The sequence below is a fragment of the Vibrio marisflavi CECT 7928 genome (genome assembly GCF_921294215.1).
Lineage (GTDB): Bacteria > Pseudomonadota > Gammaproteobacteria > Enterobacterales > Vibrionaceae > Vibrio > Vibrio marisflavi.
Genome location: NZ_CAKLDM010000001.1, coordinates 210,520 through 229,261 on the forward strand (window position 1 = coordinate 210,520; position 18,742 = coordinate 229,261).

18 protein-coding genes are annotated in these 18,742 nt (G+C 41.5%); 12 read left to right on the forward strand and 6 right to left on the reverse strand.

The annotated features are described in order from the left end of the window. Positions 1-89: 89 nt before the first annotated feature. Genes L7A31_RS00975 through L7A31_RS00985 form a run of 3 tightly spaced genes read right to left on the reverse strand, consistent with a single transcriptional unit; the run spans position 90 to position 3,063 of the window. Entirely contained in the window at positions 90-1,187 is a 1,098-nt protein-coding gene (locus L7A31_RS00975; RefSeq protein WP_237359609.1) for an ABC transporter permease, read from the reverse strand. Beyond that, positions 1,184-2,110: an ABC transporter ATP-binding protein gene (locus L7A31_RS00980; RefSeq protein ID WP_237359610.1), complete on the reverse strand. Its 927-nt coding sequence runs from the start codon at positions 2,108-2,110 to the stop codon at positions 1,184-1,186. The genes L7A31_RS00975 and L7A31_RS00980 overlap by 4 nt, the downstream gene beginning before the upstream one ends. Then, on the reverse strand, positions 2,107-3,063 hold the full coding sequence (locus L7A31_RS00985; protein ID WP_435532869.1) for an HlyD family secretion protein: 957 nt from the start codon (positions 3,061-3,063) through the stop codon (positions 2,107-2,109). The genes L7A31_RS00980 and L7A31_RS00985 overlap by 4 nt, the downstream gene beginning before the upstream one ends. A gap of 706 nt (positions 3,064-3,769) precedes the next feature. Between L7A31_RS00985 and L7A31_RS00990 the strand changes: the two genes are divergently transcribed. Further along, entirely contained in the window at positions 3,770-4,618 is an 849-nt protein-coding gene (locus L7A31_RS00990) for a helix-turn-helix transcriptional regulator (RefSeq protein ID WP_237359611.1), read from the forward strand. A 61-nt stretch (positions 4,619-4,679) separates the two neighbouring features. Here the strand turns inward: L7A31_RS00990 and L7A31_RS00995 are convergent, their stop codons facing one another. Then, positions 4,680-5,225 (reverse strand): DUF333 domain-containing protein, encoded by a 546-nt coding sequence (locus L7A31_RS00995; protein WP_237359612.1) that lies wholly within the window; start codon positions 5,223-5,225, stop codon positions 4,680-4,682. Between the two features lie 486 nt (positions 5,226-5,711). Here L7A31_RS00995 and L7A31_RS01000 point away from each other — a divergent pair, with 486 nt between their 5' ends. Both L7A31_RS01000 and map read left to right on the forward strand, forming a co-directional pair. Beyond that, complete coding sequence (locus L7A31_RS01000) at positions 5,712-5,936, forward strand: ParD-like family protein (protein WP_237359613.1); 225 nt, start codon at positions 5,712-5,714, stop codon at positions 5,934-5,936. Continuing rightward, positions 5,929-6,717 (forward strand): type I methionyl aminopeptidase, encoded by a 789-nt coding sequence (map, locus tag L7A31_RS01005; RefSeq protein WP_237359614.1) that lies wholly within the window; start codon positions 5,929-5,931, stop codon positions 6,715-6,717. The genes L7A31_RS01000 and map overlap by 8 nt, the downstream gene beginning before the upstream one ends. A gap of 104 nt (positions 6,718-6,821) precedes the next feature. Here the strand turns inward: map and L7A31_RS01010 are convergent, their stop codons facing one another. Both L7A31_RS01010 and L7A31_RS01015 read right to left on the reverse strand, forming a co-directional pair. Beyond that, the gene (locus L7A31_RS01010; protein WP_237359615.1) at positions 6,822-7,247 is read right to left on the reverse strand and encodes a nuclear transport factor 2 family protein; all 426 of its coding nucleotides are present in this window, start codon (positions 7,245-7,247) and stop codon (positions 6,822-6,824) included. 75 nt (positions 7,248-7,322) lie between these two features. Next, on the reverse strand, positions 7,323-8,114 hold the full coding sequence (locus tag L7A31_RS01015; protein WP_237359616.1) for a 5'-methylthioadenosine/adenosylhomocysteine nucleosidase: 792 nt from the start codon (positions 8,112-8,114) through the stop codon (positions 7,323-7,325). Positions 8,115-8,356: 242 nt separating this feature from the next. On the opposite strand from L7A31_RS01015, the gene L7A31_RS01020 reads away from it, so the two are divergent. From L7A31_RS01020 to tssG, 9 genes are all read left to right on the forward strand, one after another. Then, a complete protein-coding gene (locus L7A31_RS01020; protein ID WP_237359617.1) occupies positions 8,357-9,103 on the forward strand; it encodes a class I SAM-dependent DNA methyltransferase in 747 nt (248 codons plus the stop codon). A 209-nt stretch (positions 9,104-9,312) separates the two neighbouring features. Then, positions 9,313-10,317, forward strand: coding sequence for a LacI family DNA-binding transcriptional regulator (locus L7A31_RS01025; protein ID WP_237359618.1), 1,005 nt, complete (start codon positions 9,313-9,315; stop codon positions 10,315-10,317). Between the two features lie 985 nt (positions 10,318-11,302). Further along, positions 11,303-13,003: a type VI secretion system protein TssA gene (gene tssA, locus L7A31_RS01030; protein WP_237359619.1), complete on the forward strand. Its 1,701-nt coding sequence runs from the start codon at positions 11,303-11,305 to the stop codon at positions 13,001-13,003. 24 nt (positions 13,004-13,027) lie between these two features. Next, entirely contained in the window at positions 13,028-13,534 is a 507-nt protein-coding gene (gene tssB / locus L7A31_RS01035) for a type VI secretion system contractile sheath small subunit (RefSeq protein ID WP_237359620.1), read from the forward strand. 4 nt (positions 13,535-13,538) lie between these two features. Next, positions 13,539-15,017 (forward strand): type VI secretion system contractile sheath large subunit, encoded by a 1,479-nt coding sequence (tssC, locus tag L7A31_RS01040; RefSeq protein ID WP_237359621.1) that lies wholly within the window; start codon positions 13,539-13,541, stop codon positions 15,015-15,017. An 87-nt stretch (positions 15,018-15,104) separates the two neighbouring features. Then, positions 15,105-15,590, forward strand: a complete 486-nt coding sequence (tssD, locus tag L7A31_RS01045) for a type VI secretion system tube protein TssD (RefSeq protein WP_237359622.1) — start codon at positions 15,105-15,107, stop codon at positions 15,588-15,590. Positions 15,591-15,640: 50 nt separating this feature from the next. Next, the gene (gene tssE, locus L7A31_RS01050) at positions 15,641-16,060 is read left to right on the forward strand and encodes a type VI secretion system baseplate subunit TssE (protein ID WP_237359623.1); all 420 of its coding nucleotides are present in this window, start codon (positions 15,641-15,643) and stop codon (positions 16,058-16,060) included. Between the two features lie 6 nt (positions 16,061-16,066). Next, on the forward strand, positions 16,067-17,782 hold the full coding sequence (gene tssF / locus L7A31_RS01055; protein ID WP_237359624.1) for a type VI secretion system baseplate subunit TssF: 1,716 nt from the start codon (positions 16,067-16,069) through the stop codon (positions 17,780-17,782). Further along, positions 17,746-18,735, forward strand: coding sequence for a type VI secretion system baseplate subunit TssG (tssG, locus tag L7A31_RS01060; RefSeq protein WP_237359625.1), 990 nt, complete (start codon positions 17,746-17,748; stop codon positions 18,733-18,735). Before tssF ends, tssG begins: the two co-directional genes overlap by 37 nt. Positions 18,736-18,742: the final 7 nt, after the last annotated feature.

Here is an 18,742-nt window from a genome sequence, read left to right on the forward strand (position 1 = left end):
ATTAAAGCTAGAGTAGAAACACCAGATTTTCCAATTTAAACGTAAAAAATGCCAGCGTGATAGCTGGCATTTTTGTATCTCCGAAAGGGTTAATCCAAAGACTTTTTAAATCTAAGTGACGCAAATGCAAGGCCTAAAATCATAAAGCCGAGCATCCAAAGTGTATCTTTCCACAGTCCGACTAAATCCGCGCCTCTTAAAACAATTCCTCGTATCATACGCATAAAGTGGGTGGCTGGGAGTGCTTCAGCTATCCATTGCGCCGCAGCGGGCATACCTTCATAAGGGAACATGAATCCTGAAAGAAGGATGGAAGGGAGCAGGATGAAAAAGGTCATCTGCATTGCTTGGAGCTGAGTTTGCGCCGCCGTAGAGATAACTAAGCCTAGCGTTAGACTCGCGCCGATAAATAATAAGGTGGCTAAGAAGATTTGCGAAAGCGCTCCATTGATAGGGACGTTAAAAATCAAATGCCCAAGAGCAAGGATTATGGTGGCCTGTATAAGTCCTACTCCGATGTATGGAATTATCTTCGCAACCATCAATTCAAACGAGCTGACTGGCGTAGTGATGAGCAGTTCGAGGTTGCCATGCTCACGTTCTCTCACAATGGCTGTACTTGTAAAGAGAATCATTGTCATCGTTAAGATGATACCGAGTAATCCGGGTACAGTATTTACGGCCGAGCGACTACTTGGGTTGAAAAACAAGGTCATTTCGAATGTATTCGTTTGAGTGGGCCGGATCTGTATTGCTGTGTCGCCAACCGGCATGTTTTGCAACGCCATAATGGCACTACTTAAAATGGTGTCACTACCATCGATAATCCATTGCCCCAGAACTCTTCCTTGTACCGCGCGTTGGGTGAGGTCTTTTGGCAATATCAAAGCAGCTCGAACGACACCATCCTGAATAGCTTTTTCGGCTTCCTTAGGTGTCGCGTAGTATTTGATGAAATTGACCACTTGCGTTGCACGAACTGATTCCACCAGTATTCGCCCTGCTGCACTTTGGCTTTGGTCTACTACCGCGACAGGTATATTTCTGACATTGGTGTTAATGGCATAACCAAATAAAAGTAATTGTATCAGTGGTATCATCACGACCATGGCAAAGGTAATGTTGTCCCTCGACAACTGTCTGAGCTCTTTTGTTACGACGGCTTTGATTCGATTAATTGAATTCATTGTCTTCCCGTCCCTGTCACCGATACGAATACGTCCTCTAAGCTTGGTCTTGCAAGATTCATTTCGGCGCTACTTAGTTCAACAAACGTCGATTTTAGCCAAGCGATAGGATCAGGTACTTCTCGATTGATGAGAACCCGCAAGCGTATCCCAAGTTGGGCTGCAGAGCGCACTTCTGGACGTTTGAGCAACTTCTCTTTTAGTGCTCTTAATCCATCGGCATTGATTTCAACAATATTGACGCCCATTTCGTCCATCAATGACAAAGGTTCGCCATCGGCCTTAATTAGTCCCGCTTCCATAATTGCGAGTCGGTGGCAACGTTCAGCTTCATCCATATAGTGAGTTGTCACCAATATCGTGGTGCCTTGATCGGAAAGATCAAAAAGCTGCTCCCAAAACTCGCGGCGATTTTCAGGATCAACGGCGGAAGTTGGTTCATCAAGAAAGAGTAGCTCTGGGTTATGCATGGTTGCAGCCGCGAGTGATAGGCGCTGCTTTTGTCCACCGCTCATTCCCGATACTCTCTGCTTTCGGCGTTGGTCTAACCCATATGTACTGAGCTGTTCATTGACACGTTTTGCCAATGGCTTTCTGCCCATACCGAAGATTTGCCCGATAAACTGAAGATTTTCTTCCACGGTTAAGTCTTCGTAGAGGGAGAACTTTTGTGTCATATAACCAATTTTCAGTCTGAGCAATTCAGATTGGCGAGGTATTTCTAAACCAAGAACATCAACAGAGCCTTCCGTTGGCGTTAAAAGGCCGGTCAGCACGCGGATAGTTGTCGACTTCCCACAGCCATTGGGTCCTAAGAAGCCATAGATGCTTCCTTTAGGAACATTCAGAGTTATCCCTTCAATGGCTGTGAAATCCCCGAAACGTTTGACAACATTTTGAGCTTGAATAGCGTATTCGGTCATTGGCTATCCTTACTTAAATCCACTTGGGCCGGGATACCTGATGGCAGGTTAGCTGCTGTTTTTCCCAAATCTATTTTTGCTAGGTACATAAGTCGTGAACGATCTTGCTCCGTAAGAGCGTAATACGGTGTAAAGGACGGATCAGTTGCTACCCAGCGAACCGTTCCTTGAAAAGTCTTTTTGACACCATCCACGTGAACCGTCACTTTTTTACCCGGAGTAAATTGGGTCCGGTAAGTTTCCGGTACATATACTTGTGCATATGGAATACGGTTAGCCTGTACAACCGCGACAATACCGTCAGTTGGCACACGTTCACCAAGGTTGTATGGCAAGTTGTCTAAAATACCGTCACGTGTAGACACAACGGTAAGTTCATCAAGTTTTTGTTTTTGTAAAGATACTTCTGCAATCGCAGCGTCCAATTCAGCTTTTGCCTGAGCGACATCTTCGGGCCTAGAGCCTGCGGTGAGCTTTTCAAACTCTTCGTAGGCTGAGCGATAGTTAGCTCTTGCAGAGTCTCTGCTAGCTAATGCCGAATCAAGGTCGGATTGGCTGATTAGCTTTTTCTTTCTTAGCTCGAAGGTACGTTTGTAGCTTTTTTCTGCTTCGGTCAGCTGCGCATCGGCGAGTGAGACGTTAGCCTGAGCTGATGCGATGTCTTGTGGTCGCTCACCATTGGTTAACTTCAAGAGATAGGCTCTTGCTTGTGCTTCTTGAGCAATGGATTGCGCGAGTATGGCTTGCTGATTTTTTGTATCTAGCTGGACTAGCACTTCTCCAACTTTTACTGGGCTACCTTCTTGAACAGGAAGCGCTCGAATAATTTCATTCGACGTTGCAGTAAAAGTAATTCGGTCTCTTTCCAATGTGCCTAGAGCTTGAGGATTACTCCCTGGCGAACAGCCAGTCAGTTGGAATAGGATAGCAAAAACAATTAGGTAATTTTTCACACTTGCTCCTAGGTAGGTGATCACGAGTAAGAGGTTTACTCGTGATGTTAACGGTCCGTTACTTTCATTCTAAAAATTGCATGTAGATATTCAAAATAGCTTAATTCTTCAAATTTAATATTTTGCGGAATTAATGCCCATTCTCAGGGCAAAAGTTGTGATCTAAAGTTTGAATTATCGTTGTAACTTTCGATACTCGATTTCAACTAACGTTGTCACCTCGAGGGGGAGTGCCATTTTGTTGTTGATACAATTTATCGAGCCAAAAGTGTCCAGTGCTTGTTTCCATCAGGCAACAAAAGGACAATTACATTTGTTAAGAAACAAAAGTTAAGAAACAAAAGTTAAGAAAGAAAAGTTTTCTAAATATTCAAGGTAAAGCCTTCTACTTGGAATTTTATTTTCAAGTTAGCTCCTATATAGGTTTATATTTCTATTCCACAATATCTTTGTTTGAAAAGGTAGCTATTAGAATTATCAATTAATGAACTATCTTCTAGTAAATAATGTACAATGTAATTTTGGTAGTCACTACGCATTTAGTGTTTTTGGGGTTTAACTTAACATATATCCTAGTCAATTTTGCTACCTTAATGATGAATATTCATAAGGCTTGTTTATTTTATGCTAGGGATCAATTCGCGTGTTCAATTGGTTTGTTCTGAAAAGTCTGGTTGTTTTGAAAATAATATAAGTTGGTGATTTTATGACATGTATTGAAAGGTTTAATATAGCAGCCGACTCCGCGCAACTCGGATTGAAGGAAATAGACAGATTAGAAGAAAATAAAGGAATGCTTTCTAGCTGCTCAATAGCGATGCAAAATATACTTGATGCTATTATTCCTGATCTGAACATTATCAATTTTTCATTTTCTAGAATTGATAGGCATTCACAACTTACTTGTGTCTCTTTGAGGCCAGATATGATCTTCGGTCTGTATAAGTTAGGCATCTTGTTTGAGGAACCTACTCTGAACTTGTCGCAAGTTCGTCCTATATACGATCGATTCTCTGAGTTATCTAAGCCTTTGAAAGATGCTTTCGTTGAAGAGTTTGAGTTAAGTGAAAGTGTACGGTGTATTGTTTTAGAGTTTGATATTGGGCATGGAAAGGACTCTTTTTATTTTCTGTTTGAAGACAAATACAATAGTCCAGTGAGTGCTTACTTTAATATTTTACACAACCTCTCTCTATACTTTTACAAAACCTTTAATCAGGAAGAGTTGGAGGTTTTGTTTAATGTTAAATCACTTGAAAAGTATAGAGTTAATGACAATGAGCAAGGTGTTTTTTCACCATTTGACTCCTTGAAAGAGCGTTTTGATCTAACCACAATTCAACTTAACTACTTGAAACTTATTGCATTAGAAATGGATTCAAAAAACATTTCGATTATTACAAATCGATCTGTGAGAACAGTAGAAGCTGCCATTCTGGAGCTAAGGCGTAAATTCTCAGTAAAGTCTAAATTTCATCTCGAGTGTTACCTTAAGTTGCATTATATAAGACAAGTCAACCAATACTTGTACGAGAGAACTGGCAAAGTTTTGTAACCTAGAGGCTGTAAATAAAAAGAGGGTGCATTCGCACCCTCATCGAATAGCCAGACCTTTATTATTGGCCAGGGATGTACATGAAGCTAATAGGTTCAGAGCGAACAGTATCTTTCACTTGGTCGTAATCTTGTCGGCCATCTGCCATGTACATTAGTGACCATGCACTTACCATTGAACCATCGCCAAATGTACAAATATCAGAAGCACCTAAATTATTTGTGAAGCCGCCAGATACAACGTTAAAAGTAATACTTGAGCCTCCAAGATTTGTACACACGTTCATCGAAGGGTTAGTTTCAGGCCCTTCACGTAGGCTAGAACCGTCTGGAATTGGATTTAGTCTTTGAATATAAGTAGCAGCAATACTAGGCTTTTCAGAAGCATAAGTGTCTAGGCCTACTGCAATAAACCCATCTCCTTTTTCAAATGTACAGAATTCTTTTTCAAAGCCATTAAGGTCAGAACCGAATTTTGCAACCATTGATTCAACTTTACCATCATGATCAATACAGTAAGCTTTTTCAGATCTAAAATCTGAAGCTGCCATAGTTGCTCCAGAAAAAATAATTGCCGATACAATGCCAACCTTATTTACGAATTTCATTTGTTCTTCCTTAATTGAATATAGTTATTACTCTCTATGTAACAACCTTGCGCAATTAAATTAACACGAGGAAAACATTTATCAATACATAGGAATAACATTAGATCTGCAGTTCCTTGTTATTTTCTCTGAAAACACCTCATTAATGACAAGATTGAAATTAACAACAGTGTAGTGCTGTGATATTAAGCGCAATAAATCTGCAACTTAAACAAAATAAATGAAAGTTAATATTCCATTAATAGTATGTAATTTAAGTATTGCAAACGGTAAAGATTGCTATTTGGGTTATAATTATGCGTAATTTATTTGTAGTGTTTATAGCTTAGATAGAAAAATATCCCACCACAAGAAGCGTAAGTAGATATCAAGGGAATGTGTATACTCTTGTTATTTGTATTGTGAATGCATGTCTTTAGGTTCCCACTTGCAATTAAAAATCAGAGAATATACATTTCGCATACAATTTGTATATATAGTGTATTTATGGGTATTGTTAAAATTTCTGAAGATATGCACGAAGAAATTCGTAAAGCCAGCTCCGTTATGTCCCGATCCATTAACTCACAAGCTGAGTTTTGGATAAAAATAGGAATGCTAGCCGAGTTACACCCTCATCTTACTTTTAATGAAATAGTTGCGCATTTAATGAATACTGCTGCGGTGTCTAGTGATAACGTCGCACATACGGTGGGTACGATTCGTGAGTAATCAGGTTGAAGTAAAATCCGAGTCTGAAATTGTCTTGATGAGAGAGTCGGGGCAGTTGCTAGCAAAAGTATTTGAAATGCTAGATGAATATGTGAAGCCCGGTGTCTCTACAATGGATATCAATAACAAGGTTGAAAACTTCATTGTCAATGAGTTAAAAGCTAGACCAGCAAGCAAAGGTCAGTACGGCTATCAATATGTTCTTAATTCTTCCTTGAATGATGTTATTTGCCATGGGGTTCCCAAAGCGGCACAGGTGCTAAATCGTAAAGATATTATCAATCTCGATATTACACTGGAAAAAAATGGCTATATTGCAGATTCAAGCAAAATGTACGTTATGCCAGATGCTTCGCCAATGGCTAGAAAGTTAGTGGATGTAACTTATCAAGCTATGTGGCAGGGGATCCAGCAGGTGAAGCCTGGTGCAACGCTAGGTGATATTGGCTATGCGATTCAAACACATGCTGAGAAGAATGGCTATAGTGTAGTACGTGAATATTGTGGACATGGTATTGGCCGAGAAATGCACGAAGAACCTCAAGTTCTTCACTTTGGTCTACCTAATCAAGGCTTGCGTTTGAAGGCTGGAATGACTTTCACTATCGAGCCGATGATTAATCAAGGCACGGCTAAAACAAAGACCAAAAAAGATGGTTGGACTGTCGTAACCCGTGACAAAAAGTTGTCAGCTCAATCAGAGCATACAGTTTTGGTGACTCACTCAGGTTATGAAGTGCTGACTTTACGTGAGGAAGAAAAAGTAAAAGGGCTTCAATAACGATAGCCCTTCTAATTGTAAAGCTTCATCACTAGTTGATATAGATAATCGTATTGTCAGATCGATGCGGATCGGCTGACGTTGATAGGGATGAAGCTATTGGACTACGATTGTTTGCTACCGCTTGATGTAGCTTCTTCTTGGTTGATCACTCTTTCAAGAAGTAAGGTGTCTAAATAGGCGGTAATAGAGGTGATTTTTTCTTTATCAGTCTTAATAATCCAACAGTATTGATTGTGGTATGGTTGACCAGAGATAGTGGTCATTTGACCCTCTAATTCAAGAATCAATGTGTCACGAACACTATAGCTATCAAGAACAGAGATTGTTGCCCCTTCACGAATATGTCGACTTAATCGATTGAGAGCTTTTTCAAAATATTCTTCTTTGGACGTATACGTTGTAGAGAACTGCCCACTGCCTTTTACTTTCCAGAGAAATTGCTCGGCAAAGTAGTCATTGCAGAGCTTTTCTATTTTCCAATTTTCGACTAGCTGAATTATCTTTTCATGAAATGGATTGTCGTTCATACACATGCTCTACATAAAAGACGGCTTCAGTAGTATGAAGCCGAAAATATTGACGCTGAGATTAAACTCCGCTCATTACTTGATAGGGTAGTTGATGCTATTTACGAGCTCAGCTACCAACGTCGCATTGTTGCTCGCCACTTGTTCGAAGAATGTTTGAAAGTTAATTTCTGCCTGTTGGTCTGCTGCATCAGATATCGCACGAATAATCATACATGGTACCTTGTTGTTCAAGGCAACTTGCGCAACAGCACCTCCTTCCATTTCTACCAGATCTCCGCCGAGCTCTTGCAGCTTAGACTTCAATTCTCCATTGGCAACAAAAACATCACCAGTCGCATCTGTGCCATTTAGGAATAGCTTAGGGTGATAATGTTGATTGTTGACTTCGACAGCTGAGAATGACTCGCTACATATAGAAGCATGTTGCTTAATGTTATCTAATGCTTTTTTTGTCCAAAACTGACTTAGGTCTATATTCGGATCTGCGCTTTCAGAGCCTAGGCCAATTTCAGGCAAATGGCCTACTGCACGCATAACAAAGCTTTCTCCCGCGTACCCAAAATCATGTTGGAATGCTTTCGAAGCGATAACAACGTCGCCAACTTTATAGTCGGGGTTCAGTCCACCAGCCACACCAGAGAAGAGAATAGCGTCAATATTGTATTGAGAAATTAGCATTTGAGCCGTGGAGGAGGCATTGACTTTGCCCATACCCGAGAGAGTCACAATGACTGTATGGTTGCCAATTCTTCCTTTAATTACTGTTGGGGTTAGTTGCTTGCGATCTTCAATTTTAGTAAGCAAGCTTACTTGTTCTTGAGGCAAAGCTGAAATGATACCAATTGTTAGTGCTGCTTCTTTCATTATAAATATCCTAGCCATTGTGATATTTCTCTGATTCTAGCCTTTTAATCGGTATTGTAAATTGTATTATTTTTGTCATTTCTTTATACCGAAGATATCAATAATATTGGAGTTTTGAATTTATTTCTCGTGTGGTATTCTGCTTTGAAATATCATGACTCGTAGTCAATCCCGATGACATTAAAAATTCTTATGCTAGTATCTAATTTAGTCAATTTGTTTGTTCGATAAAGATAGTTGTAATGTTATTTCAAGACGCTGAATTTTACAGTAAAAACTCTAACGTTCAGGCTTCAGAGGCCATGAGCTTATTGGTTTCAATAGGGCTTGAATTAAAAAATGAGCCACTATTGGATATTGGTTGTGGAGATGGGAAAATATCGGACTGCATGCGGCAACTAGGTGCCAAAGTTACTGGAATTGACGTGTCTAAGCCAATGATTGACTATGCCAAGGAGTGTTTTCCTGAGGTGAAGTTTTTTAATATTGATGCAGCTAATATTGATGAGCTATGTGATCGATTCTCTATTATCACGAGCTTTAACTGCTTGCATTGGATAAAAGATATTGACTTGGTATTGTCTGGTGTAAGAAATAAGCTTGATGGCAACGGTATATTTCTAGGCGTTATTTACCCTAGATGCGAAGAGTTATGGAAGGCAGCTGAGCTACTGGAAACATCTGAAGAATATCGTGATGAAGCGGTTGGGTTTAGCAATCCTTATCAGTTTCATACGTTGACAAGCTTTAAGCAGCTTCTTGTCAGTGCTGGCTTTTCTGAAGTGGACATATGGCAAAAGCCAAGATCGACCACATTCCCTAATTCAGAGAGTTTTAAACGTTACATTCAAGGCTGGTTGCCTCATTGTAAACATTTTAGCTCCTCGTTTATCGACGATTGGACAAAGAACTACTGCAAGTTAACCAACCAACAAGAGAGCAGCGCTCTGACTATGTCATATGACGCGGTCTATTTTGCTGCTCAGTAAAGATTTACCTTCAAGCATTCGCGTTACTTCTATCGAACTAAGCTCAGCTATTAGTGCTTATCAATCAGGTGGTTAATTATTCTTTCTGTTATTCAAAGCGTTAGAACTGATAAATGAATAACATGTCTTAAATGTTTGTAAGTTCGGGTAGAACACATTGCTATGTGTTTAGAGAGAGTAGGGTAAGAACAGTTTATGGAAATTAGAAAATGAAAAGAAAGATTACTTCCTCAGACGTTGCAGCATATGTTGGTGTTTCACGTTCAGCTGTTTCGAGAGCCTTTACCAAAGGGGCGAGTATCCATGCTGCTAAACGAGATAGGATATTGAAGGCAGCAAAAGAGCTTGGCTACCACCCGAATATATTTGCTCGCACATTAAGTACCCCTGGGCAGAACAAACGCTCAAACCTTGTTGCGGTGTTGGTTGCTGAAGTGTCAAACTGCTATGAGTCCTACCTATTTGAAAAACTGTCCACAGAACTTCAAAAGCATGGCAAACAACCTATCTTAATGAACATTAAGCATCCAGAAGAAATGGATGAAGCGATTCTTAGGTTATCTGGCTATCAAGTTGATGGGGTGATTGCAATTGCGGGCTCTCTCCCGGAAGAAAGCTTTGTTAAATGTTTAGAGCTATCTTTGCCCATGGTTACTTTAGGTCGAGCAGATGATTCTGGCCATGTGCCTTTTGTGAAAACAGACAATTTTGAATCAGGTCGGCTGGTTGCTAAGTACTTCGCTTCTGAAGGTGTTCAGAAAGTCGGATATGTTTCTGGCCTAGAGGATGGCATGGCTTCAAGAGAAAGGCATGAAGGGCTGAAAAGTGTTTTCCAAGAGCTTGGCCTAGAACAACCAGTGTTGATTCCGGCTGGTAGCTACAGTTATGGCGCGGGCTACGAAGCGGCAAAGCAGAACCTGCAGCAAATCCAAAAACTCGATGGCCTATTTTGCGCATGTGATGCTTTAGCATTAGGTGTATCAGATTGCTGTAAGATTGAAGCGAATATGCAGATCCCTAATGATCTAAGATTAGTCGGTTGTGATGATATTCCTCAAGCGGCTTGGGAAGGATATAAGCTGACTACAGTCGCACAACCAGTAGATAGTATTGTGATGCAAGTGATTTCTTTGTTGGATAAATTGTGGTCTGACGAAGAGGACATTCCTTCTATTGTTAAGCTCGCACCAAACTTAGTCATTCGAAATACGTAATCCGATTACCCCTCTTTATTGATAAAGAGGGCTTTGAACAATTGTTCTATATAATGCTAGGCACGTCACTATTAGCTAAAGATATGTAGAAGTCAGTCAAGCGAGACTTACACTTTTCTGATCTATACACTTTCCTCATAAGTGGTTCACCAATCATAGATGTAACGCCTTTCAGCAATTCTCTAGAGAACAAGGCGAGTATTTCTGCTATTGAAAACATCGGTTAAAGTTTTAAACTTGAGAACATGGTTCCATTATTTTTATTTGCCTACTAAAGGATGATAATTGATTTATCGCCCAATCTAGAGTGCTATTTATGGAATAAAATAAAGACAAAATGTAATAAAAGCCGACAATTAGACATTAACATGAATTCATAAGTAACTGATAATTTAAGTAAATCCCCGTCTCGCTTGATATGTAAGCAGTACATAGCCTTTGATGGTAATTATATGAATTATCATCATTTTTTACCCTCCTTTTGTTGTTTGAACAAATAGCATTGCTGCTTATTTCTTGTTTTAAATATGGCGCGAATAGTGTAGTACAGTGTTACAAATAGCAGGCCCATCTTCGTAATATTTCTGTAATATAAAAAAGCAACAATGCTTGCAAATAAATATATAGATTCTTAAGAGGTTCACTCCAAGACGGTAGAGAGTAACCTAAATAGGCTATATCTAGTTTTGGTGTGTTCTTAAAAGCTATATTGGCAAGACTATCATTTATTGAGATTATTTTTTGTTATTTTCTCATTCCAATTAATTATTGTATAGATGATATTTTTGTAGATATGGAGATGTATTTGTTTCATATAACCATCACCAAACTGAAATATTTAATCGGTAGCATCTTGCTCCATAAATTATTTGAATACTAGTCATGGATTGGATTGGCAAATAATAATAAGTATTAATAGTTCTTTTTTATAAGAATTATAAATTGGTTTTCACTAATTCATAAATAATAACATTAAGGATAAATCTTGAGCGACACGATCTCAGTGCTAGGCGTTGACCCTATACAAGGTCAGTCTCCTGCGGGCGTCAATTTATCAGATTTGCCTGAATCAGAGCCTACTTTAGCTGAGATTGCGAAGCTTAATGCAATGGACTTAGGCCCGGATGCTGTGGATTGGCAGCTCGTTGATACAGATGTTCGTAACCTGCTGGCGAATTACGGAAAGCACTTTCAGTTTGCTGCCTATTTAGCTGTCGCGCGTTGCCAGTTAGACGGAGTCAACGGGATTGCTCAAGGAGCAAACTTGCTGAAGGGAATGACAGAGAACTTCTGGCAAGATGCTTACCCACCAAAAAAGCGCGTACGAGGCAGAATCAACGCAATTCAATGGTGGTTGGATTGGACAAATAGTTGGGCAGAAAAGTTTGTTCAGGCTGGAGTTGAATTGGATGTTGCTGATATTCAAGCAGCGACTGACGCGATCCAAAATTTAGAATGCGCGTTAGTCGAAGAGTATGACGATGCGCCAGTGATGCGTGGGTTACTTAATCACCTAAATAGAATACCGATAGTTCAAGAACAAACGAGTGCTGCTAGTTCTAATACTGAAAATGGCAATGCGGCGGCTATAGTGCTAAGCGAATCTCAGGCGGTTAGCCAGAAAGCGGAGATTATTGTTAGTCACGACGACACAAGAAAGAACGAGAGTGAAGACTCGGTATCTATAGAAAGTGATATTCGCATTGATAAAAGCGACGTTGAAAACAGTCAAGATACTCAATCATCCCTAAGTCTAGGTGGTGAATTGGACTTTAACGCTATGTTAAGCGGTGATGAGGGCGCCAAAGATAGCACCGCGAAACAGTTGTTGGCATCCAGTCTATCTCAACTGGAGATATGCGCTGAGAAACTCTTTGAAGAAGATGAAAAACGAGAGCTTAGCTATAGATTACGCCGCTTTTCAGCATGGTCTAAGCTAGACCAATTGCCACCGAATGATGGACTGAAAACCAAGGTCAATGCTCCATCTAGGCAAACTAAATTGGTACTGAAATCTGCCAAGGATACGGGGGATGCATTGATTTGGCTTAGAGCGAGCGAAAGCAAAATTGCAAGTAACCCATATTGGCTAGATTTGAGCTTTGACTCTTGCCAGCTACTCGCCAGTTTAGGGTATGAGTTTGAACAAGCACGCCGAGAAGTCGAGCAGTCATGCGCTTCACTTATTTTTCGCTTGCCTGAGTTGCCACTATTGAAATTTAGCGACGGAACTGATTTCGCAAATATTCAGACTCAAAGTTGGCTCAAGGGCTTGCAGCTTTCAAATGATAGCCAATGTGACGCGCTAGATGATGTCAGCAAATATGAAGCCAAAGCGAACGAGCTGATTACTGCAAATAAGATAGAACAAGCAATGAGTTACCTAAAAGGTTGCTTACTTGGTGAGAGCCATCAAAATCAGTGCCGCATAGACGTAAAACTGGCTCAGCTACTCCAACAAGCTGGCTACCAGCAGTTAGCTCTAACGCAATTGAGTTCCATTTTGCAGCAAATTGAGGAATGTCGTTTAGACAAGTGGCTGCCAGAGTTGGCTTTAGGTGCTTATAAGGTTGCCCATGAGTGCCACCTATCCTTGGGGCAGCGCGATGCCGCAAATAATTTTTTAAATCAAATACATCTAATCGATCCAGCGATCGCAATCAGATATTTTCAGGCAGCTAAGTAAGCTGCTGATACGGAGAAAAATGTAATGGCAAAAGAAAGTTCAGTCGCCCCAAAAGAGCGGGTAAATATCGTCTACAAACCAGCGACTGGTGACGCTAAAGAAGAAGTAGAGTTGCCGCTTAAGATGTTGGTCGTAGGAGACTTTACCTTGGCTGAAGACGAGCGCATGGTTGAAGATAGAACACCTGTCAACGTTGACAAAGATAACTTCAACGATGTGTTAAAGGCGCAGGGACTGAACCTAGAATTTGCCGTTCCCAAAAAGCTTGCTGGTGCCGAAGAAGACGAACAACTGCCTGTAAATCTTAAAGTCGAGAGCATGAAAGATTTTGAGCCAGACCAAATCATTCGCCAAATCCCTGAAATTGCAAAATTAATGGAACTGAGAGATGCGTTAAAGGCACTTAAGAGTCCATTGAGCAATGTGCCGGAGTTCCGCAAAAAGGTACAAGGACTGATTCAAGATGAATCCTCAAGGAATGCTCTATTAAAAGAGTTGGGTATTGAAGCTGAAGAACCACAAGCGGAGTAACATCATGGCTGAACAACAACTAGCAGAAAACACCGAACAAGCTGTCGACAATGCCACACTACTGGATCAGATAGTCGCGGCATCAAGGATGAACCCAGATGAGCATACTTATTCTGTGGCGACGACAGGTTTGCAGGCTTTGATTAAAGATCTCGTGAAACCTGAGCGACAAGGCGCAGTGATCTCTGGTGACTTAGTTGATGCGTTGATTGGCGATCTCGACCAGCAAATATCTGCTCAAGTGGACCAAATTCTTCATAACGAGAGCTTCAAGAAGGTGGAAAGTGCTTGGCGTGGTCTTAAGTTTTTAGTTGATAGGACTGACTTTCGCGAGAATACGCGCATTGAAATGACCAATGTCAGCAAACAGGACCTACAAGATGACTTTGAAGATAGCCCAGAAGTCGTTCGTTCAGGTTTGTATAAACTCGCCTACGTCAATGAATATGGTCAGTTCGGTGGTCAGCCCTATGGCGCTATCATCGCGAACTATGACTTTAGCCCCGGCCCGCAAGATATCAAGCTGCTACAAGATGTTGCTAGCGTTTCTGCTATGTGCCATGCGCCATTTATTGCTGCAGCGGGCTCCCAATTTTTTGGTGTGGATGATTGGCAAGACCTGCCGGGTTTAAAAGACTTACACAGCGTATTCGAGAGCCCATTTTATGCAAAGTGGCAAAGTTTCCGAGAGAGTGAAGATGCTCGATATGTTGGCTTAACATTGCCACGTTTTTTGCTCCGCTTGCCATACGGCCAAGACACGGTTCCATGTAAGTCATTTAACTACACAGAGACAGTAAGTAATAGCCACGAAGACTTTTGCTGGGGTAACACAGCCTTCGCTTTTGCTAGTCGCTTGTCTGACAGTTTTGCTAAGTACCGCTGGTGCGCCAATATCATTGGTCCTCAAGGGGGTGGAGCCGTTGAAGATTTGCCTCTGTACCAGTTTGAGTCGATGGGTGAAATCAAAACCAAGATTCCGACCGAGGTGCTTTTATCTGAACGTCGCGAATTTGAGTTAGCTGAAGAAGGCTTTATTGGTATGACAATGCGCAAAGGAAGCGACAATGCAGCTTTCTTCTCCGCCAACTCATGTTTGAAACCTAAGACATTCGGCAATACCGAAGAAGGCAAGCAAGCTGAGCTTAACTACAAACTGTCTACCCAGTTGCCATACATGATGATTATGGACCGTTTAGCTCACTACATTAAGGTGCTGCAACGCGAAAACATCGGTACTTGGAAAGACAGAAAAGAGCTGGAAAAAGAACTCAATACTTGGGTCGGACAATACGTAACAGAGATGGAAAATCCAGAAGCGAGTGTGCGCAGCCGTCGTCCACTAAGAGGCGTTGAAATCAGCGTAGATGATGTTGCAGGTGACCCTGGATGGTATCAAGTGTCAATCAATGCCAGACCACACTTCAAATATATGGGCGCATCTTTCACGCTATCTCTAAAAGGCAAGCTAGATAAAGAATAACGGTATCAGCGACATAGTTGACCTGCTATGCCGCTATTTTGTGTCACGAGGTCAATTAAATTTAACTTTTATGTAGGGAAAAAGAAAATGGCAATTAACTCGTATCTCAAGATCGAAGGCGAAAATCAAGAGTGGATCAAAGGCGAAAACACAGAAGCAAATAGCAGCGTTAAAGATTGGATTCGCTGTTTTTCAAGTGAAGAGATGATGACAGTACCTACCGATAGCCAAAGTGGTCGCGCTACAGGTAGAAAGTTCCACAAGCCATCAGTTGCAACTCTTGAAGCAACATCCTCTGCGCCAAAGCTATTCCAAGCAGCTTGCACTGGTGAAAAGTGCACGATAACTCACCAATTTTTTAGAGTTGAAGGCGGCATTGAGCACAACTTCTTCACTATTAAATACGTTAACGCAGTGATCAAAAGTCAAGAGATTCACCAGCTAGATACGACTAACCCTGAAACTGCAGAAGTCCCATTGCTGCAAAAAATCGAGTTTGTATTTGATGAAGTGACTCAGACGTTCACTGAAGGCAATGTCGAATATACAGACAAGCTAAACCAAGATAGCTAATTATTTATAGGGCTTGCTCTGCAGGCCCTTACCATCAATTTGGAAGGATTATGAACTCAAGTAGATTGCTAGAAAGAGTGCGACATCGCGCGATCCCACAGCCGATGAAAACTGAGACAGACAAAGATCAACTGACGCATTGCATTACTAAGTATTTGATTAAATTGTTGAATACTCAAAAAGGAAATGCACAAACCTGCGCTGATTTTGGTATGCCTGATCTCAACACTTATCGTTATGGTGGAGGAATTCAGGATATAAGAGGTTTCGAGCAAGTTATCGTAAACACTATTATTCGTTATGAGCCTCGTGTATCTGATGTCAAAGTGACTTTCGTACCGCAGCAAAGCAACCCACTTGGCATGGTATTCCATATAGAAACTCAAGTAGAGATTGAGCGAGAGCAAGTCGCGTTAGCCTTTGAGACTGTGTTAGGGGCGGATGGGCGTATTCGTGTCGATGAGATATAAGCGCGAATGATCAATCACCACTATCGAGAACAGCTAGGTTATTTAAGAGGCTTAGCGAAAGAGTTTACCCAAAAGCACCCGGCTTTAGCGCCGATGCTTGCCGGGCAAAATGCTGATCCAGATGTTGAGAGATTACTTGAAGGTACTGCTTTTTTGTCAGGCCTAGTCAAAGAAAGGCTGGACGACGACTTTCCTGAGCTGATTCATGGGTTGACGCAGCTGTTATTTCCTCATTACTTACGTCCACTGCCTTCTGCCACTATTATGCAGTTTCAGCCCAAAGCGAACCTTTCTAAGGTTCTTAAAGTCAAAAAGGGCACCAAGATCAACTCCAACCCTGTTGATGGCCATAGTTGCACGTTTAGCACTTGTGCCGATTTGGATCTGCACCCCTTAATCATTGATGATATCGAATGGTTGCACGGGAGTGCGGGACAGTCTAGCTTAAGAATCAGTTTCACATTGAACGGGATGTCTTTGAAAGAATGGCGCCCAGAGTCACTGCGCTTGCACTTGACGGGCCCGTACGTTGAAGCTTCCAACCGCTACTCTTTCATTTGTCAGAATATTGTTGATGTTAAGGTCAATTATCCAACAGGCTCCAGCCGTATTGGTAAGAACAAGTTTCAATCGCTTATTGGAGCAGACGATTTAACCCTTCTCGATTACCCAACTAACTCTTTTCCTGCATTTCGAGTGTTGCAGGAATACTATATGTTGCCGCAAAAGTTTCTCTTTTTTGATTTGATTGATTTTGCTCGTTGGGGTGATGAAAGAGAGAGTCAGCAATTTAGCATTGATTTAATGTTTGATGCTTCTAGCGAATTGCCGCCGTTTACTCGAGATGCTCTTGAGCTACACTGTGTGCCAGCAGTCAATTTATTTGATGGCGAAGCAGATTCAATCATTCTCGATCACCAGAAAACGGAATACAAACTGCTCGCTACACGTCGCCAAGATCAGATCTATTCACTCGATCGAGTGGTGGGGTACCAACAAGGTACAGTGACGGCTAGAGAGTACCGACCATTTGAGATGTTTAATCCAAACTCAGAGCATATTCCGGTGTATTCACTGCGTCGACGCTTGAACAAAATTTCTAAGGGCTCTTCTTTATATTTATCCGTAGCCTATCCGAAGGAAAGCGAAACGCTTAAACAAGAAACGCTTAGTGTGAACGTGCGCTGTACTAATGGCCACCTGCCAGAGCAGATCCAGTACGGTGATATTTGCAAAGCAACCGAGTCCACACCAGAAAAAGCAACGTTCAAAAATATTCTAACGCCGACTAAGCCAGTAGAACCTCCACTGGGTGACAATACCTTATGGCGACTAATTTCACACCTGTATTTAAATCAGCTAACACTGAGTGACCCTGAGCATTTAATGGCTCTTTTGAAGTTATATATCTTCACCGATAGTCGTGATAGAGCCAAAGTACAAGCTAACACTAAGCGAGCTGACTCAATAGTTTCGCTACGCAGTCAGCGACGCAGACGCCTCTTTCAAGGCTCAATGATTTCTGGGGTCGATATTAATGTGTCATTAAACCCTGATGGGTTCCCGGGAAAAGGCGATATGTTTGTGTTCAGTGCGGTGCTCAAACATCTGCTGTCTTCTTTTTCCGCCATTAATTGTTTTACGCAATTAACTTTTGAAAACATGAACACCAAGGAAAGCTATCAATGGCCTCCGCAAGTCGGTCAACGTCAGTTGATATAATAGATAAGCTACATGATAAACCTGCACATTTTTCACACGTTCAAGCTATCCGCTTACTGCGTTGGCAAGAAGCGCAAAATGGAGCGGACGTTACTGACTTTGTAAAAGATCGAATACGTACGAGACCTGAGCTGTCTCTTGCCTTTCAGCCTACGGAACTCTCTGAGCTAGAAAAAAACGAACAAAATACTCAGCTTACTGCGACGTTCATGGGGCTGTATGGTGCAGCTTCACCTCTACCAACGTTTTATACCGAAGAGTTATTCGAAGAAGCTAGGCAGGACAGCAGTGAGTCACGTGATTTCTTAGATATTGTTAACCAAGTTTTTTTTCACCAGTATTTTGAAGCTTGGAGCAAATATCGTTTATTACCGCAAATTGTAGAAGAGAAAAAGCCTCAGGTTTTAGAGCGTCTGCTTTGTTTAGCTGGAGTGAACTTCGCTTCAGAGGATGATAAACATGCTCAAGAGCTCATTCGCTATGCGGGCATACTCAGTCAGGTGCCACGTTCAGCTCAAGGGCTAGGTGCCATGATCGCCGACGCGGTAGGTGCAAAGGTAGAGGTGGAGGAGTTGGTTCCCAAATGGGAGTCGATCCCAGAAGATCAGCTGACTTCTCTAGGTGAGCGAAACCATAGTTTGGGTGAAGACACTTATATGGGTACGGAAATCGTCGATTACAGCGGTAGTTGTACCTTACATGTCAAAACCGATCAAAAAGCGGTATTCCATGGGCTGCTTCCCGGCGGTCACTTATTCAACAAAATGAAACGCTTATTAAATCATTACTTAGTTGAGCCTATCGAAATCGAAATGAAAATCTGGCCTGACTCTAACATCAGTATGCCAAGCATTCTTGGTAATAGCGAAGGTGCCTTGCTTGGATTTGACGCTTGTTTAGGTCATCAGTCAGGTGCTGTTTGCGTACCGCTATTCACATCGGAAGAATACTAAAGAGAAA